This is a genomic window from Nonomuraea sp. NPDC050733 (assembly GCF_040654215.1).
In the GTDB taxonomy this organism is placed as follows: domain Bacteria; phylum Actinomycetota; class Actinomycetes; order Streptosporangiales; family Streptosporangiaceae; genus Nonomuraea.
Window position 1 is genome coordinate 1 of the sequence record NZ_JBFAHO010000020.1, and the last position, 23,729, is coordinate 23,729.

The following is a 23,729-nucleotide window of genomic DNA, read 5'->3' on the forward strand; positions in this document are numbered from 1 at the left end:
AGACTTCCTGCACACCTACAACCACCACCGCTGCCACACCGCACTCGGAGGCCAACCCCCGATCACCCGCGTCAACAACGCTCCGGGTCAATACAACTAGGCCACCAGCCTAAACTGCTCCTGCAACGCCTCTAGCGCTTTCTCCACCTCATTCAGCTCACCCAGCGCTAAGGAGCGATCACAACATCCCGTATGACGCTTCGGTCCTCTCAATGAGGAATCTGTGCCACTGCTTAGCTGATCTTGGACAGAGTCTCGCGGACCCGGAAGTAGTCATGGCGCTTGTGGTCTACCTGGCCGGTGAAGGCACGAAATGCACCGAGCTTGTAAGCAAGGCCACTGCGCCGTTCCTCCTTGAGGATTTCGAAGTCGCGGCTAAGGAGGCTGATCAGCCTGTCGAGCTCGGGCGCATCAAGCTGCAGCTTGGCCTTACGCACGATCTGCGCTGCTGTCATGAAGCCACCCCCATCACGGAGTGCGCGATAGATCGGGTCGTGCTCGATGACGGGATCGGACTCCCGGCGTGCCGCTGTGCCGTTGAGTGCTGCCGCGATAGCGAGCCCTAGAGCCTTGGCGACTGGTGGAGGGAAGGCGTTGCCGATCTGCCGGTAGTTGGAAGTCTTCCTTCCAGTGAAGGTCCACTGGAACTCGTCCCCATCCCAGCCTTGGATCCGGGCGACCATCGCGCAGGTCAGCTTAGGGCCGACAGGGAAGACATCATCAGGTCCTGGCGCTTCATTCGCGACACCAAGAGCATCCACGCCGAGCTCTGCCCACGCCCGCTTGGCCCGTGTTGGACCGAGATCGGCGCCGCCGTGTTTCTTTGACCCTCCGACGATGGTGGGAGCGATGTCGTTTGCCTTCTTGGCCCACTCTTCCGCCTCACGCCAGCCGTTAGCGGCAATCAGGGGGAACAGTACCTCGCCGACGGTGGGCGCTCCCCCCGGTCGTTCCTTCGGCCAGTGGAAGCGGGCAAAGTCATCAGGTCGCATGGCGACGAGGACGAACCTCGGCCGGAGTTGCGGCACCCCGAAGTCTGCAGCGTGCAGAAGACGCCACTCTGCGGCATAGCCGAACTCCGCTAGCCGATCAAGGACGTGCTGGCGGTAGCCCGCGAAGCGCGGCATGCTCAGTCCGCGAACGTTCTCCAGCAACAGAGCCCGTGGCTGGACGGTCTTGACCTGCTCAACCGTCCAAGCGAAGAGATCCCGCTCATCGGTGGCGCCCAGTTGCTTGCCCGCGATCGTGAAAGGCGGACATGGGACACCGCCTGCCAGGAGATCAATGGGAGCCCGCCCAGGCGCCGGCGCGTAGTCTGCGGGATCCCAGACATCTGGATCAGCGACATCGCCCTGCACGACCTTCCACTGCGGCCGGTTGTGGCGAAGGGTGTTGACCGCGTTCTCGTCCAGCTCTACGGCCAGCTCGTGTTCGAACCCGGCCTTCTCAAGCCCGAGAGCCTGACCACCCGCGCCGGCGCAGATCTCGATGACACGAAGTGGTTCAGCCACGAGGGCCCCTTTCACTTGCCTGGTGGTACCTAACGTTGCCGCCACATGTATCTTCGCGGAGAAGGACGGAAACCGCTCGCTTATTGGGATGGCAGTGGCTGACGCGAAGAGAGATCGAGCTAGAGAACAGGCCCACGAGCGAGGCCTCTACCCTGCGCCGCTCAACGAAGGACGGTCGCGCAACATGCGCGCCAACCGGCGCTCTAACACCAAGCCGGAGGTTGCTCTGCGGAGCGCACTGCACCGGCTCGGCTACCGTTACCGGAAGGACTTCCGTCTCGACGTCGGCGAGGTGAAGGTTCGTCCTGACATCGTCTTCACAGCGCGGAAGGTCGCGGTCTTCGTCGACGGCTGCTTCTGGCATGTCTGCCCGGAACACGGCCGAGAACCCGCCATCAACGAGTGGTACTGGACGCCGAAGCTTCGCCGCAACATGGACCGCGACCGCAGGGTCAACGCCGCACTCGACGCCGCCGGCTGGACAGTCCTTCGTCTGTGGGAGCACGAGCCGCTTTCCTCCGCCGTCGAGGCAGTTGTTGCCGCAGTTGATCAGGGTTCCGAACGCTCGTGCGATAATAGTTCATCCAGCTGACCAGCGGGAGCCGCGGCCAGCGAACTCCACGGCTCCCCTGCTGGCAAGGCAGCCGCAGGCGGCCCGGCCCCGTCAGGCCAGCGAAGCCCTGAGCTGTTCCGCTCGCTCCCCGCCCCCCGAGTATCCGAGATTCTCAGCGAGAAGATATCGGCTTATCGCCTCCTGCAAGTCTTCGTCCAGTTCCGCCGCCTGACCGAGCCGATAAGCCGCCTTGCCGTCCCCGTAGTCCGCCGCAGCAATCAGATACATGCGTTCCGCATCAAGGTCTCGTGCACGTCGGTATTCAGCGGCGTACTGGCGTGCCCTAGCGAACAGTCCTTCCCGGGAAGACGGCAAAGCGTTGTCTGGATTCTCTGCTGAGGCTACCGCCGACCAATAACGAGCATCGTCGACATCCCCGTTGAGTTGATGAAATAGTGCCAGTTTCGCCGCCGCCGCTCCCCCGTCCTCCTCCGCCTGCGCAAGCAAAAGCGTGCCATACCCGTCGAGCAAATCCACTGCACGTGCATGGCGCGCACTCTTATTCCGGAGACCGAGGGATTGAGTCGCGGCCCGGCTATCCCTTGCTGCATCGCCAACCAGCTTGGCGAAGGCCACCCCTTCGTCTAGAGCCGCCTTTCGACGCACATCAGACCAGCTGCGGTAGGACGAAGCCTCATCGAGGCGAAGCAGGGTCACCCTCAAAACGATCATTTTTTCGCGGCGGGCACTCTTGATCTTCTTGCCGCTGCACCAGCGGCTCAGCAAGGCTGGACTGAAACCGTGCCCCCTAAGACCTGGATCCAGCTGAGAGAAGTCTCTCGCGGTCCCCTCGGACCAGTCAGCGATCTTGCAGGGAGCGTGACCAGAGGCGTCGACAGTGTCAGCCACAAGCCTTCTGACCGGTTCGGGCAACATCTGCGCATCTGCGACATCGTTGGACATGACAGCAGACCCTTCACCTGGGGGCGGCTCGACAGATGACAGAGATCATCCCACAAGCCACGGGAGGCGGCCCCGGCCCCGTGCGCTTACTCCGTTGCATTTTCTTGCAGATTCAGAGGGACCGGCGCCTTCGTATCTCACCGGGGCGCTCAGCCCGTGTACACGCCTCGAGTCTTGCCGACGGGAGGACCGGCGCCCTCGCCTCTGCAACGGCCTTCAAGATTCTGCAATTGACCATTCTCTGCGCTGGCTTCCTCCCGCCGCAGATCCTGGTTCTATATGAGTCGTGACTGCCAAGCAAGAGCCCATCCTGAAAACAACTCCAAATGCCATCTCTAGCCTCCATGTTCCCGATTCGTTCAACGTCAGAACGATGTGGCACTACACTCGACAGATCAGCCTAGAAGCCATCCTGAGAAGCCTTCGGCTGAACCCATCCCTGCGAAGAACTAACTCGAGGGATGCTCGCTACGGCGACGGCCAATACGTGTCGGATATTCGGCCCGGTACCAAGACGGCAGGGCAGCTGGCGTCCTGCTTCTTGCGTGCGCCTTGGGCAGGCTCACGCTTCACCCACTACCTTGGGATCGATGTGACCGGGCTCGAGGTTGTCCGTGGCAGGGAGCATGTCTTCCTCATCCCTGGTCGCGAACCGCTCGACCTTACAGGTCGGATCGTGGAGTGGGGAGCTGACGATGGTCTGGTATCTCAGGGTTGAGTGGCATCACAACTTTCCCGAGGAGCCGGTTGCGCTGTACAGCGAGATCGGCGATGACGGCTACGAGACACGCAAGGTTCAGCTGTTCCGGGATGGCCGGCTCGAGTGGGCCAACGCAGCGACGGAGACTGCGATGACGGGCCTCTCAGAAGTTCCCGTCGATTCGGTTGACGAGATCGCCGCGCAGGACGAGTTCTCCGCGGCGATCATCACGAAGGAGGAATACGAGCGCCTGTGGCGTCAGGCTGGAGGCCCCCCGGAGCCGCAGCTGTAACCGGTGGCGCTCTGCGGAGCTTCACCACGCGACGGTACCGTCCAGCATTGGCGATCGAGTTTCCTGGAACAGCGGACTGGTTCTCGGGATCCCGCTGGAGACATGATCCAGGGGGACATGGAGGCGACATGACTCCCATCGCCCGCTGAAGCCGCGGTCCTGAGGTACATTGCGCCGAATCCAGTCTGTAGGCACAGAGCAGACGGCCTCTGCTTTCAGCTCGGGGGAGAGCCGGATCGCGACGAGCTGCCACGAAGGGTCGTGGATCATGGTTTCGTACTCATGCCGGGACAGGAAGATGGTCAGGCGGCGCCGGCGCAGCGTGGTCTTGGCTTCAATGTGCAGCTGGAGGGCGGCACCCGCGACTTCGATGTCATACCCGTGGCCGTCTGAGTACTGCGCCACATGATCTACTTGGGCAGCCAGCGAGATCTTCAGCAGGTCAACTAGAGCCGTCTCACCGGCTGAGCCGACATGCGTCCGGCGTTCGACGTCGACCTTGCCCCACAGACTGTGGACATGCTGAAAGGCCTGAACCTTGTCGAGGCCCAGGACCTCGGCAGCGTGGAGAGCATCCTCCGGCAGTTCGCCCGGCTCCTGGACCAGGACGTCGGCGTCCTGGAACCAGGGAAGCTGAGAAATGGCCGCTTCGAAGACTCGATGAGGAATCGATGCTCGCCCGACACTTGCCTCGAGCAAGCCCGTCTCCCCTAGCCAGGCGTAGGCAGCGTCGTATTGGGTGGGCGTCAGGTCACTGAAGTCGGCATGCGCCGAGAACAGGGCACGACACCGCCGCTGCCCACTAGTGGGCAGCCTTTCCAGCCATCGAACGGCTGCGCGGAGTACGGGCTCAGGCGGCAGCGGCACGAAGGTGCCCCATCAAGGCCTGCAGGTCGCGCTGGTCGAGCCCACCGCCGATGGCTGGTTCCTCATAAAGGTCCGCGAGCTCCCGCACGGTGGGATCGTCGAGGATGCTGCCCATGAAGAGCAGCTTGTCCGCCAGGCGCTGCTCGACGACCTCGTCGATGGTCCCCTCAGAAGCCAGAACGGTCACTCGGGTCTGGGTGTCCGGTGCCAGGCCTAGCCGGTGGATACGATCGAGGCTTTGCAGGAAGCGGCCTGCAGCGAAATCCCGGTCGACATAGACAGCGTCGTGACACTCGTGATGAAGACTGATGCCTTCACCCAAGGTCGCCGGGTTGGAGAGCAGGACCATGCATCTGGGATCGCTCCTGAACCGGCGTATCTCAGCTTCTCGATCTTCTGTACCACCATGCACCATGGCCGGCTGGAACTCCCCAAGGATCCGGCTCAGGGTGTTCAAGCTCCGGATGAACGTTGACCACACGAGGGTCTTCCGGCCTCTAGCGGCATTGTCAGCAACGATCGCCAGAACTTCCTGGTATTTGGGAGACATCTCGTAGCTGGGGAGATCACGCATCAGCGCCGACAAGGGCGAGTCCTCAGGCACCGTCAAGGGCGGCACCCGGTAGGCCAGTGGCTCATAACGGGTAGTGCCGACCGACAGCAGGGCCGGGCTGGTCGCAGCCATGAGCATATAGACGATGATTCTTCCGAGAGCGATGAAGTCGCTCTCGGAGCCTATGGCTCGGGCTGAAAACCGGCCCAGAAGCGCCTCGTAGATCTCCTTGTGCAGCGGCGGCATCGGGACGACACGCAGGCTGGTCGAGACCGGCGGGAGTCCGAGTTCTCTCTTCGTCGTCCTGGTGAACAGGGGACGCAAGACTTGACTCGCCTTCACGAGGTCCCCGCCGCCAACCGCCTGGATCACCTTCTGACGGCCGTGGCCGGGCCACACGAACCCGAACAGATTCTCCAGGTCCTTGGGTCCGTTGGGGGCAGGCGTACCCGTGAGAATGAGGCGGTGCCTTGCCCTCGGCCCAAGGGCCAGACAGGCTGCACCGTAGGCGCCATCCGCTCCCAGCTTCATGCGGTGCGCCTCGTCCAGTAGAAGCATGGATGGCCGCGCCGACAGCCACAGGCCCAGGTCGTTGGCTACGCCGTCGAACCGTAGACGCTCGTAGTTGACGATCAACGCGTCGGCGGAGGGGTCGTTCTCCTTCCCGTAGACCTCCATGCGAAGCGGATCCTTCAGGCACTGCTGGTTCTCGTAAAGCCATGACTCGTAGCAGGACTTCGGCCCGACGATCACGAGCCGTTCGATTCCCTTCTGGCGCTGTGCGTGGAAGATCGCGAGCCCGACGCGAGTCTTGCCTGCCCCAGGTACCGAGAAGTTGGCCCCATGCCTCAACGACAGCAGACGTGCGATGTCTCGACGCTGGAAGTTCGTCAAGTCTCCTGCCCAGCCAGGCCCGAGAAGGCGCAGCACATCCTCCGGCGCAACGTCGGCCGACGGCCTGCCACTGTCGATCCTCTCGCCCATGGTCTGCGCGTCAGCCGCCGAGTCGGCAGCCAGTGCAGCCAGTTGCGGATCCCAGATGACCGTAGCTGGCTCAGGCCAGGCCGCCAGGGCAACCAGGTTCATCAGGAGGTCGTCGATCTCGACCTCAAGGTCGCCTGACATGCGCTGTATGCCCGAGCGGAACTTGAGCGCCAGCCGCCTGAGATCGTCTTCGCGATCATTTCTGGCGCGCAAGCGTGCCTTGGCGACGCCATCGCCGAAGCCAATCTCAAGGCTGGGTGACGGAGTGTTTCCGAGCATCAGTCTTCCCGTGTCGCAGCTAGCAGCCACTCCACGCCGTCACCGGGTGAGCTGAACGTCCGGCCCGCCTGCCGGGCCAGCTTGATGAGACTGTCGCGCAGCTCCAGCAGAGCGTCGTCGAAGGCGTCTTCATCGAGAGCTCTCTTCGCCTTGGACTCGGCGAACTCTCCAGCACACTGCTTGACGTAATCAGCAGCGTCGGTGAGCCGCTCCTGCACCGCGATCTTGCGCTTCTCCAGCTGAGCGCTCTGGCCAGCCAGCTTCACTGCCACGTCGAACGTTTCTCTGGCTGACTTGATCAGGCGATCTGCTTCTTTCTGCTCCTGCAGCTGCAGTTCGTCGCCCGCCACGCTGGCCGCCTTGGCCTGGAGCAACTGGTCGGTGAGCGCGCGTGCCGCTTTGACGGCGATTGTGCCGTCCTGAACGACAACGTCGGGAAGGCCAGGGATCTTGACTACGCTTGGCTCCTGGACATCCGGGCGAAGCTCAGTCGGCAGGCGCTCATTGAGATAGCGGCTGTGGAAGTCCGCCTCCGCCAGGCGGAGGGAGGTCTTCGGGTAGTTGAGCACGACCATCGCCAGTCGCGACTCCTTCAGCTGCTCGGCAGCCTCGGGATCGGTTTCGGCCTTCTTCGCGAAGTCGCGTTGCAGCTCTCTGAGCTTCTCCTGATGCTCTTCGAAGTCAACAAGCCGGAGCTGCGCGCCGCTGCTGGTACGGCTGCGATCGATGGCTTCCTTGATCATCTGGTACACCCAGCGGTCCTGCCGCAAGGTCTTCGCTTTGATGTTGAAGTCCCGGGCTACGTCCTCCTCGCGCCGGCCACTGGCCAGTTCCTCTTCGACTGCGATGAGGCGGTTGATATAGGAGTAGTCCCGGCGCCTGTCCTTGCGTAGCTGCAGCGCAAGCTCAACGGCGTTGATGTCACGGCGAGACGTGTCGGCTGGCAGGACGCCGACGCGAATGTCCTTGACGCCAAGGTCCCTCAGAGCAGCACAGCGGGTGTTCCCATCGACGATGATCCCGTCTGGGCTGATGATGCCCGGTTCTCTCTGACCGAAGTCGTCGAGCTCGTTCATCAGGGCCGTGTAGTCCGGGTCCGTCTGGTTCGGATCAGACGCCTTCTGGCGAAGAAGATCGTGAAGGTACGCCTGCCCTTCCTCGCTCCACGGCTCTTCCTCCAGGATCCGGTTACGCTCCGGATTCAGAGTCATCTGGGCGCGGATACGATGAGTGTCCGGATTGTAATAGAGCATGTCGACGGGCATCGAGATGACGTAGAGATGCTTCTGCTCGCCACGCCAATCGACCGTGACCTTGGCGCCGTCCTCGGACATGGCCTGCCTCAGTCGCTCCTCGACCAAGGTGCGGATCCTCTCGCCCTCGGGAGGAACACCAAACTTCACAGCCATGCTGCCGCCTCCAAGCTGACCCGCCTATCCAGTAACTCCAGGCATCATGATAGAGAGCACTGACAAAACAGCTGTCACGATCCAGAAAGTTGCAACCCCGCCCTGGAGACGGAGCACCAGCACATGACCCTCCGCGCCTGGAACGACCCTGAAAACTCGGCTGGAACGATGGTGAAGGCCGCGCTCTGGCTCACGCAGGTGATCGGGGAGGGCAACACGTTTACCAAGGGGCAGCTCCGCGAAGCGTTCCCTGGGGTGTCACAGGTTGATCGCCGAGTGCGTGACCTTCGCGCCTACGGCTGGGTGATTCTCACCAACACTGAGGATGCGACGCTTACGGCCGAGGACCAGCGTTTTGTGAAGCCGGGAGTCCCGGTATGGGATCCAGCTGCCCGACGTGCCGCTGCGCCCAACAACGCGATCTCGGCCAAGGAGAAGCAGGCTGTTCTGCAGCGTGACGACTACATGTGTACTGTGTGCGGCATCTCTGGCGGAGAGCCGTACCTTGACGACTCCAACCAGACCGCGGTGCTGTCCGTCGCCCGCGTGGAGACCATCCTTCCGGGGGGTACTGAGGACGTACTTCTTGTTACTCAGTGCAAGCGCTGCCGCGCCGGCCACCTCGGCGCGCCCGCCCGGGCGGACGAGGTGCTGGCGGACATCAAGGCTCTTGAAGCGAACGAACTGCGCCGCCTCACCCGCTGGATGGAGCGAGGCCGCCGGGGCTCGACCCCCTTGGAGCGGGCTTGGACGGCCTACCGGCACCTGCCGGAGGAGGCCAAGCGAGCAGTCCGTCACGCACTGACCTCCACCGATTGAGGTCACGTTCACGGACGTGGTGTATGAGTCGATCTTCGCGTATCCTGTTTCTGCAGGTTAAGCGGTAAGTGTCTGCGGGAGCGGGTTCTGGATGGGTGTGTCGCCGGGCAGGACGCGAAGGCGGGCCTTGGCAAGGGCTTGAGGCCCATGTAGCGAGGCCTTTCGACCCACTCGTCGGTCTGCTCGGCCAGCAGCGCCCCGATCAGGCGGATGATCGCAGGCCGGTCCGGGAAGATGCCGACCACGTCGGTGCGGCGGTGGATCTCCTTGTTCAGCCGCTCCTGTGGATTATTGGACCAGGTCTGGGTCCAGATCTCGCGGGGAAGGCGGCGAAGGCGATCAGGTCGTCGCGGGCGGCGTCCAGATGCTCGGCCGCGGGCTGATGCTTGGCCTCCAGGGTTTCGACGACTCAGGTGTGCTGGGCGCGCACCGAGGCGGCGTCGGGCTGGTCGAAGATGGTGCGCACCAGCGTGGCGACGAACGGCTGGGCGAACTTGGGGACGACGGTGAGAAGGTTACGCAGATAGTGGGTGCGGCAACGCTGCCACGTGACGCACCCGGCAGGGTCGCGCCGACAGCGGCGACGAGGCCGGTGTGGGCGTCGGAGATGACCAGCTGGACCCCGGACAGACCACGGGCGACCAGGCCGCGTAGGAACGCCAGCCAGCCCGCGCCGTCCTCGGCGCTGGTGACTTCCAGGCCGAGGATCTCGCGCCGTCCGTCGGTGTTGACGGCGGTGGCGACCAGCACGTGGACGTTGATAATCCGCCCGCCCTCACGCACCTTCTGCGTCAACGCGTCCAGCCACACGAAGGTGTAGGGGCCGGCATCGAGTGTCCGGGTGCGGAACGCCTCGACCTGCTCATCGAGGACCTTGGCCATCTGCGAGACCTGGCTCTTGGATATGTGCTTGATGCCGAGCTGCTCGATCAGCTTGCCCACCCGCCAGGTGGACACACCAAGCAGATACGACGTGGCGACCACGCTGATCAGCGCCTGCTCGGCCCGCCGACGGCGTTCCAGCAACCAGTCCGGGAAGTACGAGCCCTGACGCAGCTTCGGGATCGCCACCTCGATCGACCCTGCCCGGGTGTCCCCCTCCTGCGCCCGGTAGCCGTTACGCGAGTTCGTCCGATCGCTGCTGCGCCGACCGTAATCGGCACCGCACAGGCTGTCGGCCTCGGCCGACATCAACGCCTCGGCCATGGTCTTCACCATGGATCGCAACACATCGGGGTTGCTTGCCTCGATCTGCTTCGCCAGCCACTGACCAGGGGCCACACTGCTGTCTACGGCCATCTCCTTCGATCTTCTGATTGCACTCGAAGGATCACGCGATGGTCGTCTTCCTCTCACGACACCACGCCTGTCACCAGGCCAAACTCTTACACCATTCCTGTGGAGACGGCCGATCTGAGCACCGCCTGACTGTGTGACGCCAGCTCACGTGCTGGGACGGCCGTCACAGCGGGGACACAGGGTGCTGCACCCGGGCAAACAAGTGAAATATGCGAAGTGGTCTGCACACCCACGCCGGACATGCAGACCACTCGATGGTGTGTCTGGCTCAGCGGTGAGTGATCCACCAGTACAGAAGGCCGATGAGGCCAGTGCCGGCTGCATGAGCGGCGCCACGTGCGAAGGCGATACCGATGATACGGCGGACGCTGGCAGAGCGACGTCGCGGCAAGGGCGGGACGTTGTGAGGGGCTGGGGTGTTGGTGTTCGTCATGCTTGCATGACATCTAAGGCGCCAATGGGATTGAAGGTGTGACGGATGGGTCCGGATCTGCGGGGCTACGCTGCCGGTGAGTGGGGATCCGTCCCGGATGCTCCCGGATCCGGATGCGGGTCCTTCATGGCGAGGAGGCGGTTGCGTCGTGCCGGTGTTCCGGCCGGAAGGCTCAAACTCCCAGGTTCTGGCGGAGCTCGCGCGGCTGTGGGACCAGGCCTGTGCCCACAGACCGGGCCAGGTGACGCAGAAAAAACTCGCGAACGTATCGGGTGTGCCGTATTCGACAGTGAACGGGTGGGCGACAGGTGCCGCAGAGCCCCGTGACCTGGACCAACTGGTCCAGGTCGGCGCGACCTTGGCCAAGTGGGCGAATGAGCTGGGCCTGTCGGTGCGTGAATGGGATCTACTGATGGCCGCCGACCGTCCCCGCCGGGCTTCTGCTGCGGACGCGGCCGCTGCCGGCCGGTCAGGGCAGGCTACGGCGGCAGAGCGGGTCCGGATCGGGCTGATCCCGCAGTCGGCCGATTGCTTCCAAGAACGCCAGGTCTCCGAACACATACAGGCGGGGGCCGATGCGGGCGGGACGGTGGTGCTGGGGGGAATGGGCGGAGTCGGCAAGACCCAGCTGGCCGCCGCCTACGCCCGCCGTGCCTGGCAGCGGGGGATTGACGTGCTGGTGTGGGTGAACGCCGCCACCCGCGAAAGCATCGTGTCCGCCTACGCCGACACCGCGGTGCGCCTCGGCCTTCCCCTGGCTGACAGGGATGATCGCGAACATGCGGCGCAGGAGTTCCTGACCTGGGCCGAGATCACCAGCCAGCGCTGGCTGGTTGTCTTGGACGATGTGCACCGTCCCACGGACCTAAGCGGGCTGTGGCCGCCAGCGGCAACATCGCCGGCGCCCAGGCGGGTGCTGATCACCACCCGGCTGCGAGAGGCAGCCCTGGCCGGGACGGACCGGCACATTGTCGAAATCGGTACCTTCGCGCAAGCAGAGGCCTGTTCCTATCTGACGGCCAAGCTCGGTGGCCAGGTTCAGGCCGCCGACCTAGATGGACTCGCCGCTGATCTAGGGTTCCTGCCGTTGGCGCTGGCCCAGGCGGCGGCCTACATCATCAACGCCGACATCAGCTGCGCTGAATACCGGCAACGGCTGGTTACCCGGCTGCTGGCTCACTCCGTGCCGGGCGAGGACTACCTGCCCGACGGGCATCGACGGGTCGTCACCGCGGCTTGGGAACTGTCCATAGACAACGCTGACCGGGTCGCACCTGCCAAGCTTGCCCGGCCGGTGCTGCGCCTGGTAAGTGTCCTGGATCCGGCCGGCATCCCACAAACAGTGCTCACCAGCCCACCTGCCCTGAAAGGGCTAACCCGCTACGTGACCGAACCCGCAGCCGACGCCTCAGTCGAGGATGCGGGCGGGGTGGACGAGACCATGGTGGACGAGGCGCTGCGGGTCCTGCACCGGCACAGCCTCCTCGACCACGACCGCACCGCCACCCACCACGAAATCCGCATCCATCAGCTCATCCAGCGCGCCACCCGGGAAAACCTCACCGTCCAGCCCGGCCTCGGCCCGTACCTGTTCACCCAACTGGCCCACACCGCTGCCGACGCCCTCCTCCACACCTGGCCGCCGATCGAACGCGACCACCTCGGCCAGCTCCTGCGCGCCAACGCCACTGCCTTGCACAACACCACCGGATCCGTCCTTTACAGTCCCGAGACCGGCGCCCATCCCGTGCTGCTTCACGCCACCACCAGCCTCGGAAAGGCTGGGCAGGTCGCCGCCGCCATCACCGCCTGCACCGACCTGTACACCACTTTCCTGCACCACCTTGGCCGCAATCACCCTGACACCCTGGCCGTACGCCATAACCTGGCACACTGGCGTGGGCAAGCGGGGGACGCCGCGGGCGCAGCCGCCGCGTACGAGGAGCTGCTGGCCGACCGCCTGCGAGTACAGGGCCCAGACCACCCCGACACCCTGATCGCGCGCGGCAATCTGGCAAGGTGGCAGGGTGAGGCCGGGAACGTCACGGGCGCAGCTGCCGCGTACGAGGAGCTGCTGGCCGACCACGGGCGGATACTGGGCAACGACCACCCCGACACCCTGACCATCCGTCATAACCTGGCCCACTGGCGTGGGCAAGGGGGGGACGTCACGGGCGCAGTCGCTACGTGCGAGGAGCTGCTGGCTGACCACGAGCGGATACTGGGTCCAGACCATCCTGACACACTGGCCACCCGCGCCAGTCTGGCAAGGTGGCGGGGCGAGGCGGGGGACGTGGGAGGTGCGGCCGCCGCATATGAGGAGCTACTGGCCGACCGCCTGCGCGTACTGGGCCCTGACCACCCCGACACCCTGACCGCCCGCCAAGACTTGGGGCACTGGCGGGGGGAGGCTGGGGACGAAGAGGGCGCGGTGGCCATGTATGAGAAGCTGCTGGCCGACCGCCTGCGCGTACTGGGTCCCGACCACCCCGACACCCTGACCACCCGCCACAACCTGGGGCACTGGCGGGGTAGGTCGGGGGACGCCGCGGGAGCGGCCGCCGCATTTGAGGAGCTGCTGAACGACCGCCTGCGGGTGCAGGGCCTGGATCACCCCGGCACCCTGTCCACCCGCCAAGACCTGGGCCACTGGCGAGGGCAGGCCGGGGACGAAGAGAGCGCGGTGGCCGCGTACGAGGAGCTATTGACTGACTGCGAGCGGGTACTGGGGCCTGACCACCCCGACACCTTGACCACCCGAAACAACTTGGCGCACTGGCGGGGTCGGTCAGGAGACGCCGCAGGCGCGGCCGCCGCATATGAGGAGCTACTGGCCGACCGCCTGCGGGTACTGGGCCCTGACCACCCCGGCATCCTGACCACCCGCAACAACCTGGCAGGCTGGCGAGGCGAGTCAGGAGATAAGGCAGGTGCAGCCGCCGCATATGAGGAGCTGCTGGCCGACCGCCTGCGGGTGCAGGGCCCTGACCACCCCGACACCCTGACCACCCGCCGCACCCTGGCGGTATGGCGAGAACGGGCGGCCAGTGAGGAATAGAACCAGTGCACTTAGATAGCGTGGTAAAGGGGCCGCCAAGCAAGCGACGAGCCGCTACTCCCACCACGGATGACGACCGACGACGAATTCGGGGACATGCGCGGGATGATCTTACGGATGACGCTAACGCGTCGAAGCATTTCCCCAGCCCAGAGGATATGAGACAACCGTACAGTCCCCACTCTCCTACAGCGGGTGCCGCAGGTTCGAATCCTGCCGGGGGCACTCATCTCAACCAGGCATTTCCGCCCCTGACCTGCGGTTTCTTGGCCGCAGGTCTTTGCTTGCCTGACCCTTGATAGGTCACGAAGGGCAGCCATATGCAGCCGTAGGACCTTGATCAGGGGACATGTTGGGATGATCTTGTCGCGGGGTTCCCGACTCGATCAAGCCGCTCATTGCCAGCGGAGGAGCACGCGCGCCTCTGCTTCCCTGCATGGCTGATGAGCCCTGCCGATTGCCGCGGGCAGGTGAGCGGCGCCGAATGATCGAGCCGTCCCGCGCCGCTACTGGAGCCGGCCTGCTCACCGACGAGACCGAGACACGGCTGCTCATCGCCCAGGCCACCACGGACCTGCTGCGCCCGTCGCCGGATGGGACGCTGGCGTGGATCGACTTCGAAATCCGCGCGGCCGACAGCGCCAGATCCGGATGCGCTGCCAAGGCGGAACAAGCTCAAGATGCCACTGATCGTCTCTCAACACGTTTCACTGGGCAGGTCATGAAGTCAAGCGATCGATGAGCTGCATTGGGCTTTTCTCGAGTGTAAACCAGTCCGCAACGATTATCCGTCCGGAATTCCCTGTGTGTGCCATAGCTGCATCGAGCGTTGGTTGGAGGTCTGGGCATACCAGATTCTGCTCGCATGCCTGGAGTGGGTGCTTAGTAACTACAGCCCAAGGCCGATTCCGCACGGTCAGCGCCAGGCCAGGCAGATGACCGTCCAGGAAGTTACCGCCGAATATGGCTCTCAGACTCCTAAGGGCGTCGAACGCCCGTCCATCGGAAGATTGAGGGATACGCCGAGTAAGGACTGCGAATAGGTCGTCAGCCAGCCGCCAGTCGAGCAGAGGGTGGTACGCCATGTTGGAGTAGTCACGCAGACATCGATAGCAGGACGATGTACAGAGCAGCCCGTGATCCTCCTGTCGCAAGCGGTCCAGGTAGCTGGTGGTTTCCGCCATAAACGCTTCGAGGATGCCATGGCTTGCCAGGTGAGTGCTGAAGCCTGCTCCATTTTCGAGGGCATCGGCGAGGAAGGCGTACACGGCATAGCCATCGTGGTGCGGACCCGGGTGGATTCCGGCGAGAAGCTCTTGACGGCCAATATCAAGATGGTAGGCAGCAGCGGTGCGGAGCAGAAACGCGAGCGAGTACCATGCGGCACGCCGACCCTCGCTGATGTCGGCTCCGTAAGCAGGCACTGCGGAGGCAAGGTTGAGGCGGTAACCACGCTCGCGATCGGTCGTCGAGCTAGGGCCGATGAAGAGAAAGTCGGTGGGTATTACGGCCCCTAGCGCGACTTTAACGGGATCCCCATAGGCGCGCTCGCCGTCGGCTGTGCCGTTCTCGACGTAGCCGCCCCACGGCCCGGCAGCGCGCCGCAAGGTAAACAGGGCGCCGTTGTTGTCGTTGACCACATACCGCTGACCTGGACCGGAGTGCAGGTGGGCGCCCCGCCAAGGCGTGAACTCTAGAGCAGCCATATTCGTCGCTGCTCGGGAGGAAATCGTGCGGGGGGACCAGGCGAAAGTGCCGTCGAAATCACGAGGTTCGCTGGCCCTGAAGCCAGCAGGCTCTCGCAGATCGACTACGTCGTAATTGCTTGAGCCGCACACCAGGCAGGAGCCTTCAACCGTAGGTGTCTCTTCCACGTGGTTGCAGACGCGACACAGACCTACGAGGCGCGAATGCTCCAGTGGCTCGGGCATGGGCCGAGGTCCGCCCGGAAGAGGCTCAAACTCGGTGACACCGGTAACGGTGTATACGTAGCCGTCCTTGACCACCTCGCCGCCGGGAGCGAACTGCGACACAGCCATGGCGATATCACGGTCAACGGCAGCGTCGGGCGGCCACGGATACCGTTTCTTTGGCACTTCCAGGTACAACTGCCGGACACGGGTGGGAAACCCGAACATTGGCAGGACTCCGGCGTGCGCAAGCCGCTCGCTCAACTCCGGAGCCCCGGTGGCCAATCGCGCGGCGAACGTAATCTGGCCCAGGAGAGATTCCAACCAAGCACTGTCGAGGTACTGACTAGGCTCAAGCGGTGTCCAGGCCGTGAGGGCCCGTGCTGATTTGTTGATCTGATCGGCATAGTCCCCGAGATACTTCCGGACCTCAGGTAGCGCGTCGGGCCAGTCCTCGGTCCTGCCGAACTCACCATGCACACTACCTGCTCCGCCGTGATGTTCTAGACGCCGAAAGACCAGCCGGAGCAGTTCCGCTGCCATCGCGCGCCGCAGGATTTCGGGCCGTCCGAGGGTTAGGTAGGGCGGAGGTGTCGGATCGTTCGTGATGGCTGCGGGATTGGCGAAGTAGTGCTCGTCATGGCTACGGCCGCGGCAGACAGTCAAAGCAACTGCAACAGGGGAGGAGCGGCGTCCGGCACGTCCTACCCTCTGCTGGTAATTGAACCGGCTGGGCGGCATATTAGCCATGACCACTGCCGATAGAGGACCGATATCAACGCCGGCCTCCATGGTCGTAGTGACGGAAAGCATGTCGAGCTCGTGTACGAGGGATATTTCGCTCGGCTCGTCGAGGAAGACTTTCTGGAAGCGGGCCTGGCGGGTTTGGGCCTCGATTCGACCGGTCTGGCCGGTTAGCTCAGCGCAGTTCAGGCGGAACGCAGCTCGGCCAGAGTCGGCCTTCCATGCGTAGTAATCACCGTTGTACGGCCCACCATCAGGCTCCGGCTGAGAGGGCAGTTTGCTGCGGCACCTGGTGCATGTGCCCGCGCTTGGAGTGAGATGCCGCCGACCACATTCTTGGCATACCCAGGCGTGCCCAGGTGATGGGCGCACTACGGCTTCCCGGGGATTGATGAGGTACTCGCGGACGGTACCGCCCCAGGCTGATTCGGCGTCCGCCTGAATGTCGTCGTAGGGCCGCCCTTGGTGTTCGGCAACGCTCTCCCAGTAGTCGCGCAGACGACGTGGAGGCTTGTCCCGTGGTTCACGGGCCACGAAGAAGCGCCGCAGCTCGGCAAGAATGCGCAAGCTTGCCTGACCGAGACCATCGGGATCTGCATTGGGTGCTACAGGCGCCACGCAGGCAAGCCCGAGCGATTCGATGTCGCGTCCCGCACCAGAGAACAACGCTTCCAGCGTATTGTCCAGGAGACTGCCTTCCGACGACAAGGCGGCCTCCTGGGCTTGCGAGGTGTTGGCCTTGAGCGTCGGAGGTCTCATGTTCCAGTCGAAGAACTCATGCCAGCCAATCGTGCCGAGCTGTTGTGCGCTGGGCTTTGTCCCGGCTGGGTTAACCCCCAAGGCGAGCAGGCGGGAATTGACATTCACCTTGGCGAGTGATTCTAGTGTCGGCGGTGCGGACAGCCGTTCGGCTGCAGCCGCTACTGCGGCTTCGTTTCCATCCAGGAGGGCCCCGCGCATTTCGTTTAGGGCTGCCTCATCCTTCTTGCGCAGCCGGGCGATCACAGCGTCGATGGCCGGAGAGCGTTCCCCCTCGACCTGTGCCCGCACCGCTGCGAGGTCTTCCTCCGAAGCCGCGGATGTACGGAGCTCTTCCAGCGCGAGCAAGCGGACAAGGTCCTGATAGTGTCGCAGGGCCATACCGGCGGAGAGCTTGGCCGCATCCTGACGGCTGTCCGTAAAGATGATCAGTTTGCGTTCATCCGTGTCCAGCTGCTCGGCAAGCTCATCTGCCAAGACCTGGTTGATCTTCTCAAATCCGGTGCGCATTGTCCTCACCGGTGAGGTTAGGCGCAGGGGGTCCGTGATCGGCCGGAGCTCTTTGCTGCTCGAGTAACGACGTTCCCAGTCGGCGCCGCAGCACGGGCAGCGTGTCGGGAAAGGCGAGAGACCTGAGATATCGAGCCGGGGCTGTCCGGTGGTGCGATCCTTCGGGCTGCGAATGTGGAAGCTCCACCCTGTTGCCCCAGCTTCTTTGTTCTGCAGCTGCCCCGTGGCAGGGTCGAATCTACTGCGCCGGAAAACGAATTCTACACCGCCGGCAGTCCAGCGCCCGTCGTCGTCAGCTCGCTGTGCTTGGTTGGACGGCCAGTAGACAATGTAGTTGGCTGCTGTGCGGTCTGGGCCCGACCGGTCGGGCATGCGAGCGAGATCGGGACTATCCGGAAGGAGAATTGCCCTGAAGGAGGTCCCTTTGAACGCGCTCCGCGGGGCGTATCCACCCAGCATGGCTTCCCCACACGATTGGCAGTACAGCAGCTCTAGCACGCGTGCACCACAGTCACAGAATGTGCGCGGCACAGGAAAAATCTTCCCGATTTGTCGCTGGGAGCCGACGGCGGCCTCTGGTGCCTCCGGACAGGCCGGGTCAGTGCAGGCCCACATACCTGCCACGTTACGGAAGAACAGGTGAATGCGGATCTTCGGCAGCCCTGCAGACTCCGTATGTGAGGCAATCCGCATGGCCGCCGTAACACCACGCAAAGCCTTGCCTGCTTCCTCCTTTGTGCTAGCAGGAAACAAGGCTGCGGCAAGCGCGGACGCAGACATTGCCGACGCCGAGGCCTCTTCCGTACTGCCCCCGAAGGCCTTGACAACTGCCTCTGCAGCACCAGTCGCAGAGAGCAGCGCAGCAGCCTCCGCAGAGGTTATCGGCTGGCCATGTACAGCCGCTAGCGCAGGCGCTGCCGGGGAGATGTCTGCCGCACCTCGTGGGCGCGGCGATAGCTCACCCGAGATGAAGTCGAACGAGTTCTCGTCGGCCGCGAAGAATTCCTGAAGGAATCTGCGGTCTCTCGCCCGGCCTTCATCAAGGGACGCCGAGGCGGCCAGAATCCTTATCTTGTCCGGCCGGTCGGCCAGACCGAGTCTGTGCTTAAGATTGCGAATCAGATACGCGATCTCCGTGCCTGCCGTGCCGCGGTACATATGCAGCTCGTCAACCACGAGAGTGAAGCGTGCGCTGGGGGATGAATCGAGCCATTGTGCGGTGCTGTCGAAGAAGTCTTGATCACGGCTTCGCTGAAGCATCACGTTCAGCATGGAATAATTGGTAATCAAAATGTCCGGCGGTGCATCATACATGTCCCATCGGCTTCGCATCTCCGCACCATCTAGGCGGGGAACGAAGAAGCGCGCATTATAATCTTGGGCTTCGTGCGCGCGACGGCTTCGGGCGGCTGTGGCCTTCAGGTATTTGCGCAGCTCATCGAGAGCGTAGTCCTGCGCAGCTCCTCCCGTAACCGGTGTCGCTCCAGTAAAACGCCCAAAGTAGAAGCGATGACCGAGCCGATGAGCGTCAAGCCAGTCGCGCACTGAATCACTATCTAGTGCCTTGCGCAACCGCATGAGCTGGTCGTCGACGAGGGCATTCATGGGATAGAGGATCATCGCTCGCACTGCCTGCGCCCGCCCTCGTTCACCATCGCGCTGAGCGAGGAATGGGTGAGAAGAACGGTCCCACCACGGCCGGAAGGGAGCGGGGCCTCCAGTCCATTGCTGCGATTCGCGCAGCAAATCCGCCAGGATGGGCAGCAGGAAGGCCTCGGTCTTTCCACCCCCTGTTCCAGCGGTAACGACGGTGTTGCGCCTTGGACGCATCGCGCTGGCCAGAGCGCGCTCTTGGTGAAGGTAGAGCTCCGTCCCAGGGCTCAGGAGCCCGAGTTGTGCGAAGGCTGCCAGCTCCTCAGGCGCTCCCGCGTGGGTCACTGACTCCTTGAGCGTCCAGCCACTAGTCGCATACGCCGGTCGCAGCTCGACAAACGGATCGGCGTAGATGCCGCCCGGCTGATCTAGAAGCGCGCGGCGCTCAATCTGGAGCGAGTCATCCCGGAGCCGAAACGCGGTGTCGTAGTAACGCAGGTAGGCCTCGCGCAGCGCGTCATGGGTGGCGAAGGCATCCAGACCAGGCACGGGAGTCGTCATGTGATCTCCAGGGGGCGGTGCAAGGTACGGGCAACTCGGTCGGCGATGCGCAAGGGAACGCCGGCATAGCACTGCCCTTGGCCGACAGCTATCGGAGGCAGGCCAGTGCACATCACTGCGGCCCGCTCTTGAAGGAGCGGCAGCGCAGCACGAGTATCTACGAGCAGCTGACCTGTGGAGTGTGGCTTGGGAGGTACGAGACCCGGATCAGCCTTCCACCGCAGCGGAAACGCAGTGGACGCAAGAACATGGTGGATGCCTGCGCGGCGGTCAACCATGCGCCAAGAGCCCTTCTCGAAGAGGGCATAGCGCGTCACCCGGCCGTAGAGCGTGTATCTATACAACCCGTTGGGGGGCCGTGCTCGAGTGAAGGCAACGACGGAGAAGCGACCGCTCTCCGGGACAAACATCTCAATTGCGCAATCTCGTGTCGGCGGGGAAGTCGCCGGGCCAGGCCGGAACGGCTCCAGTAACTGCGTGATGTTATCTGCTAGACACGGCACAACCGACGCACCGACCGCTGCGGCGAACGAGTCCAGCTGCGTCGGCCCGGCATGCTGCAACCAGACCACTGAAGGTAGCGCGATGCGACCAGCATATCCAGGCTGGGTCAGGGCTACCGCCCCGTGACGCTGATAGAACGTGACCTCAGCTGGACGAGCCCCGATGAGAAGAGCGGTGTTGATCCGCCCAGGCAGCGGTGTAACAGCACAGGGCTGAGCCTGCCAGGAGCCGGAATGCCAGTCGATGTCAGCGATACCGAGGGGTTGTAGCTGGCGAACCCACCATCTAGCAGCTTCACGATCAAGATCGCTAGCCCATGCGACGTCCGCAATTAAGCGGTTCAGGCTCCCACCTTGCTGATCTGCCATCCAGGCAACGATGAGGTCGGGGTCAAACACGACCAAACACCTCCCGAGGGAAGTGGCTCAGCACAGCTTGCCGATAGCGTCGCCACAAACGGCTATACGAAGCCCCTGGCAGATCCATGAGCACAAGCCTGCTCCAAAAATCTTTGGCCTGCTGGCTTAGGACGCCAATATCGGGCTCTTCGTTACGGATCAGTGTGATGGCGGGCTCACGTCCCTCAGGGAAAGCCACCAGCCACACTGCCTCCGCCGGCACTGAGACAGTGATCGTTGCACCTGACCGTAAAACTTGGGCGCGGTCCTTCCACCACGGCGGCTCGCTTGGCTTGGAAATCTTGATGAACCGGCCCCGTGCTGTGAGGAAACGAACATCACCTACGAGGGGCACCACAACACTCCCCGCCGAGCCCGAGGGGGTACGGGCCGACGAGATGTTGCGTGCCTGAGGAGAAGCCACTGGGTGGAGCTGAAAGGAAATGCTTGCTCCACTGACTTCGAAAGTGTGTTGCTTGTCTACCAGTCCTCTTCCCCGAAGCTTTAGCACCCCGTCCGCGGGCACGGCGATGGGCTCGCCATTGAGCAAAGCCGAGCCTACTTTCCACAGCGACTCGGGGATCACGACATCCGGCTCCCCTCCGCGCAGGTAGTGGTGATGATGGCGCATATCCGATGCCACCCGCAGACCTCCCCGCAGGCTCGGGCGTCGTGCAGGGATGTGATTAATACCACGAATGCCAGCGCCTGCTATCGCTGCGGCAAGCTGGGCGTCATCGGTGAACTCCAGGTCCCGCGCTACGCACCACCCCGGTGACGAGGTTGCTTCGGGGGGGTACCAGCGTAAGCCGACCTCCTGTAGAAATCTCCGCACTTGCGGCTCGCCGGAAGGATCAAAGAGAAACACATATGGCTCAAAGGGGACCACGTTGTCTCTCTCAACCCAGGCACCTGCCACCGGATCCTCGCTCAGCGCGATTACATGGCGCCCGCCGGTAACGCGAGCGATAAGCCGAGGCCCCCGCGCGACCATACCCACCGTCAACGCGGTAGTTGGATCAGGAACTGCGCCTGAAAGGGAATAGGCCTGCTCCCCCGCTGCAGCGGTTACTGCCAACGTACCAGCTGGATGCTTCAGCACGTCCTGCTCTACACCCGGGACAACGGGCGCATGCCATCGCAAATGCCACCCGGATACGAAGTCGTCCTCCAGAGCCACAAGCAGCGGCATCTGTCGCAGTCCATCGATAAGCGGCAATGTCACCGTGCCATCCCAGCCTTCGGCAAGAGCCGTCAGCAGCGGTTCAAGCAGAGCGTTATCAGCCTCAGAGGCGAGCGCGTCGCGCAGTCGCCGGGATAGCCCTTGCTGGTTAGGGCTCCAAACCTTTAGATCACGCAACAGCCGCGCTCCTTCAACAGGCTGACCGGCGCTGAGCGTCTCCTGGAAGAAACGAGTCAGCGCAGCATGATCTGAAACCCGGATCAGCGCTTGAGACTGCGCGTAGCCAATCTTGGTCAGAGTCTCGCTCTTCTTGATGGTGCTGATGCCACGATGCCCGCCACATTCCCTCAGCCAAGTATCCAGGAGAGTCCATAGCTCCACGACATCGTCGTAGTAGCGTTGCAGCAGCCGCTTATGATCGTAAGCCATGTTCCAAGACGGTTTAAGCACCTCAGCGAGACGCGCGTAGTATGCCGGCGCCCCTGGCCCCTGGACCGTCCGCCTCATATTTGCTGCCGCCAGCACAGATGCAGCCAGCAGTGGCAAGCAAGGAGGCGGATCTTGCCGCCCACTATCCCGCCAGCGCTGTACGCGCTCCATGACCGGCTCGTAGGGGTTCTTATGCCAATCAAGGACCGCGCTTACTGCTGCGCCTAGATCCGTGACATCTGCCTTGCCCTGCAACTTCTGGAGCTCAGTGGCATCAATGAAGAACAGGACAGGCGTGTCACTGCGGTTGGCGCTGAAGAACTCCTCAGCCAGCCGCAGTTGCCACCACTCATAGGATCGCAGGAGACTCGGGGCACGCGGAGGACCATCCGCAGAAGCTGGTTCCCCAACCACGCTCTTCATACTGCCCGCCCCATGCCAGTCCGCCACGCCACTAGCCTAGGGAACAGATGTGACAATCTACAGCCGGACGGTTACATTGGGTGGAATTGTGCCACTTTGGCCGTACAAGGTGGTGCGTGGCAGCGTCACTGTGAACCCATTTCATCCTCGGGCGGCATGAGCGACGCGGTGGTTCTGTAGGACGACGATGGCCTTGACCAGGTGGCCGGCCTTGCTGGGGCTGCAGCGCAGCTTCCGCAGGATTCTCCATGACTTGAGCTGCGCGTTCGCGCGCTCCCCGGGTCCGCGGAGCTTGGCGTGTGATCGGTTGGCCTGTTTCTGGGACGCCGGCTTGTTCCGGCCCTTGTACGGGGTGATGACGACGGTGGCCTCGGCCCCTTGATAGCCCTTGTCGGCCAGGGTGAGGATCCCCGCCTTCTCCAGTTCGCGCAGGATGCCCCACACTCTGGCAGCGGTCAGGTCGTGCGTACTGCCCGGCATCGCGCCGGAGGTCCACAGGATCGTCCCGTCCGGACCCGCGATCACCTGCACGTTCATGCCGTGGAGCCGATGCTTGCCGGAGAAGTAGGGACGGTCGGCCCGGACGCGATCGGTGTGGATGAGCGTCCCGTCCAGGATGACGTGGGTCAACCCGTCCTTCTTGGCCTTCCGTAAGGCTTGGGTGAGCTTGGGTGAGCGGGCCGACAGCAGCATGACGGTCTCCTCCAGGTACCGCCAGGCCGTCGTAGCCGACACTCCGAATCCCGCGCTGATCTCGGTGAACGTCTCGTCCTTGCGCAGGTAGACCAGCACCAGCATGGCCTGCTGGCCGGGGTTGAGCCGTCGCCATGTCGATCCGATCGCCTTGCGGTGGCGGCGGATGAGCCCGGCGACGTAGTTCAGAGTTGAACGCGACAAATCGACGGCGGCACGATAGAACAGCACGGAAGCTCCTGGTGATGCTTGATCTTGGCAGACCTGCATCTACCAGGGGCTTTCTCTATTCACGGGTAAGG

At 63.4% G+C, this 23,729-nt stretch carries 14 protein-coding genes and 1 pseudogene; 6 read left to right on the forward strand and 9 right to left on the reverse strand.

Annotated features, from left to right (window positions below; translation table 11 throughout):
- Positions 1-233 precede the first annotated feature (233 nt).
- On the reverse strand, positions 234-1,511 hold the full coding sequence (gene dcm / locus AB0H64_RS26945; protein WP_357629711.1) for a DNA (cytosine-5-)-methyltransferase: 1,278 nt from the start codon (positions 1,509-1,511) through the stop codon (positions 234-236).
- Between the two features lie 88 nt (positions 1,512-1,599).
- Between dcm and AB0H64_RS26950 the strand changes: the two genes are divergently transcribed.
- Positions 1,600-2,103, forward strand: a complete 504-nt coding sequence (locus tag AB0H64_RS26950; protein ID WP_357629713.1) for a very short patch repair endonuclease — start codon at positions 1,600-1,602, stop codon at positions 2,101-2,103.
- Between the two features lie 72 nt (positions 2,104-2,175).
- On the opposite strand, the gene AB0H64_RS26955 is transcribed toward AB0H64_RS26950, so the two are convergent.
- Entirely contained in the window at positions 2,176-3,027 is an 852-nt protein-coding gene (locus tag AB0H64_RS26955) for a hypothetical protein (protein ID WP_357629715.1), read from the reverse strand.
- 373 nt (positions 3,028-3,400) lie between these two features.
- On the opposite strand from AB0H64_RS26955, the gene AB0H64_RS26960 reads away from it, so the two are divergent.
- Together AB0H64_RS26960 and AB0H64_RS26965 are read left to right on the forward strand one after the other, a co-directional pair.
- Positions 3,401-3,745: an HYD1 signature containing ADP-ribosyltransferase family protein gene (locus AB0H64_RS26960; RefSeq protein ID WP_357629993.1), complete on the forward strand. Its 345-nt coding sequence runs from the start codon at positions 3,401-3,403 to the stop codon at positions 3,743-3,745.
- Complete coding sequence (locus tag AB0H64_RS26965) at positions 3,723-4,019, forward strand: hypothetical protein (protein WP_357629717.1); 297 nt, start codon at positions 3,723-3,725, stop codon at positions 4,017-4,019. The genes AB0H64_RS26960 and AB0H64_RS26965 overlap by 23 nt, the downstream gene beginning before the upstream one ends.
- Positions 4,020-4,040: 21 nt before the next feature.
- Here AB0H64_RS26965 and AB0H64_RS26970 read toward each other — a convergent pair whose 3' ends face one another.
- From AB0H64_RS26970 to AB0H64_RS26980, 3 genes are all read right to left on the reverse strand, one after another.
- A complete protein-coding gene (locus AB0H64_RS26970) occupies positions 4,041-4,718 on the reverse strand; it encodes a DUF3883 domain-containing protein (protein ID WP_357629719.1) in 678 nt (225 codons plus the stop codon).
- Positions 4,719-4,869: 151 nt separating this feature from the next.
- Entirely contained in the window at positions 4,870-6,702 is a 1,833-nt protein-coding gene (locus AB0H64_RS26975; RefSeq protein ID WP_357629721.1) for a DEAD/DEAH box helicase, read from the reverse strand.
- Complete coding sequence (locus AB0H64_RS26980; RefSeq protein WP_357629724.1) at positions 6,702-8,111, reverse strand: ParB/RepB/Spo0J family partition protein; 1,410 nt, start codon at positions 8,109-8,111, stop codon at positions 6,702-6,704. Before AB0H64_RS26980 ends, AB0H64_RS26975 begins: the two co-directional genes overlap by 1 nt.
- A gap of 123 nt (positions 8,112-8,234) precedes the next feature.
- Here AB0H64_RS26980 and AB0H64_RS26985 point away from each other — a divergent pair, with 123 nt between their 5' ends.
- Positions 8,235-8,930 carry a hypothetical protein gene (locus AB0H64_RS26985; RefSeq protein WP_357629726.1) on the forward strand — a complete coding sequence of 232 codons (696 nt, stop codon included), beginning with the start codon at positions 8,235-8,237 and terminating at the stop codon, positions 8,928-8,930.
- A 57-nt stretch (positions 8,931-8,987) separates the two neighbouring features.
- On the opposite strand, the pseudogene AB0H64_RS26990 reads toward AB0H64_RS26985, so the two are convergent.
- Positions 8,988-10,229, reverse strand: a pseudogene (locus AB0H64_RS26990) (IS256 family transposase).
- A 581-nt stretch (positions 10,230-10,810) separates the two neighbouring features.
- Here AB0H64_RS26990 and fxsT point away from each other — a divergent pair.
- A complete protein-coding gene (gene fxsT / locus AB0H64_RS26995) occupies positions 10,811-13,720 on the forward strand; it encodes an FxSxx-COOH system tetratricopeptide repeat protein (RefSeq protein ID WP_357629729.1) in 2,910 nt (969 codons plus the stop codon).
- A gap of 484 nt (positions 13,721-14,204) precedes the next feature.
- On the forward strand, positions 14,205-14,462 hold the full coding sequence (locus AB0H64_RS27000; RefSeq protein ID WP_357629731.1) for a hypothetical protein: 258 nt from the start codon (positions 14,205-14,207) through the stop codon (positions 14,460-14,462).
- Here AB0H64_RS27000 and AB0H64_RS27005 read toward each other — a convergent pair.
- The 3 genes from AB0H64_RS27005 to AB0H64_RS27015 form a co-directional block, all read right to left on the reverse strand.
- Positions 14,440-19,797: a DEAD/DEAH box helicase gene (locus AB0H64_RS27005; RefSeq protein WP_357629733.1), complete on the reverse strand. Its 5,358-nt coding sequence runs from the start codon at positions 19,795-19,797 to the stop codon at positions 14,440-14,442. The two genes, AB0H64_RS27000 and AB0H64_RS27005, sit on opposite strands and share 23 nt — an antisense overlap.
- Positions 19,798-20,691: 894 nt before the next feature.
- Complete coding sequence (locus AB0H64_RS27010) at positions 20,692-22,311, reverse strand: hypothetical protein (RefSeq protein ID WP_357629736.1); 1,620 nt, start codon at positions 22,309-22,311, stop codon at positions 20,692-20,694.
- 564 nt (positions 22,312-22,875) lie between these two features.
- Positions 22,876-23,658: a transposase family protein gene (locus AB0H64_RS27015; RefSeq protein ID WP_357629738.1), complete on the reverse strand. Its 783-nt coding sequence runs from the start codon at positions 23,656-23,658 to the stop codon at positions 22,876-22,878.
- Between the last annotated feature and the right edge of the window lie 71 nt (positions 23,659-23,729).

Coding starts and splice junctions, on each gene's coding strand:
- AB0H64_RS27010 (WP_357629736.1), bottom strand. CDS start 22,311: ATGGCTTACGATCATAAGCGGCTGCTGCAACGCTACTACGACGATGTC.
- AB0H64_RS26965 (WP_357629717.1), top strand. CDS start 3,723: ATGGTCTGGTATCTCAGGGTTGAGTGGCATCACAACTTTCCCGAGGAG.
- AB0H64_RS27005 (WP_357629733.1), bottom strand. CDS start 19,797: ATGACGACTCCCGTGCCTGGTCTGGATGCCTTCGCCACCCATGACGCG.
- AB0H64_RS26980 (WP_357629724.1), bottom strand. CDS start 8,111: ATGGCTGTGAAGTTTGGTGTTCCTCCCGAGGGCGAGAGGATCCGCACC.
- AB0H64_RS26955 (WP_357629715.1), bottom strand. CDS start 3,027: ATGTCCAACGATGTCGCAGATGCGCAGATGTTGCCCGAACCGGTCAGA.
- AB0H64_RS26985 (WP_357629726.1), top strand. CDS start 8,235: ATGACCCTCCGCGCCTGGAACGACCCTGAAAACTCGGCTGGAACGATG.
- AB0H64_RS27000 (WP_357629731.1), top strand. CDS start 14,205: ATGATCGAGCCGTCCCGCGCCGCTACTGGAGCCGGCCTGCTCACCGAC.
- AB0H64_RS26975 (WP_357629721.1), bottom strand. CDS start 6,702: ATGCTCGGAAACACTCCGTCACCCAGCCTTGAGATTGGCTTCGGCGAT.
- AB0H64_RS26960 (WP_357629993.1), top strand. CDS start 3,401: ATGTGGCACTACACTCGACAGATCAGCCTAGAAGCCATCCTGAGAAGC.
- AB0H64_RS26950 (WP_357629713.1), top strand. CDS start 1,600: ATGGCAGTGGCTGACGCGAAGAGAGATCGAGCTAGAGAACAGGCCCAC.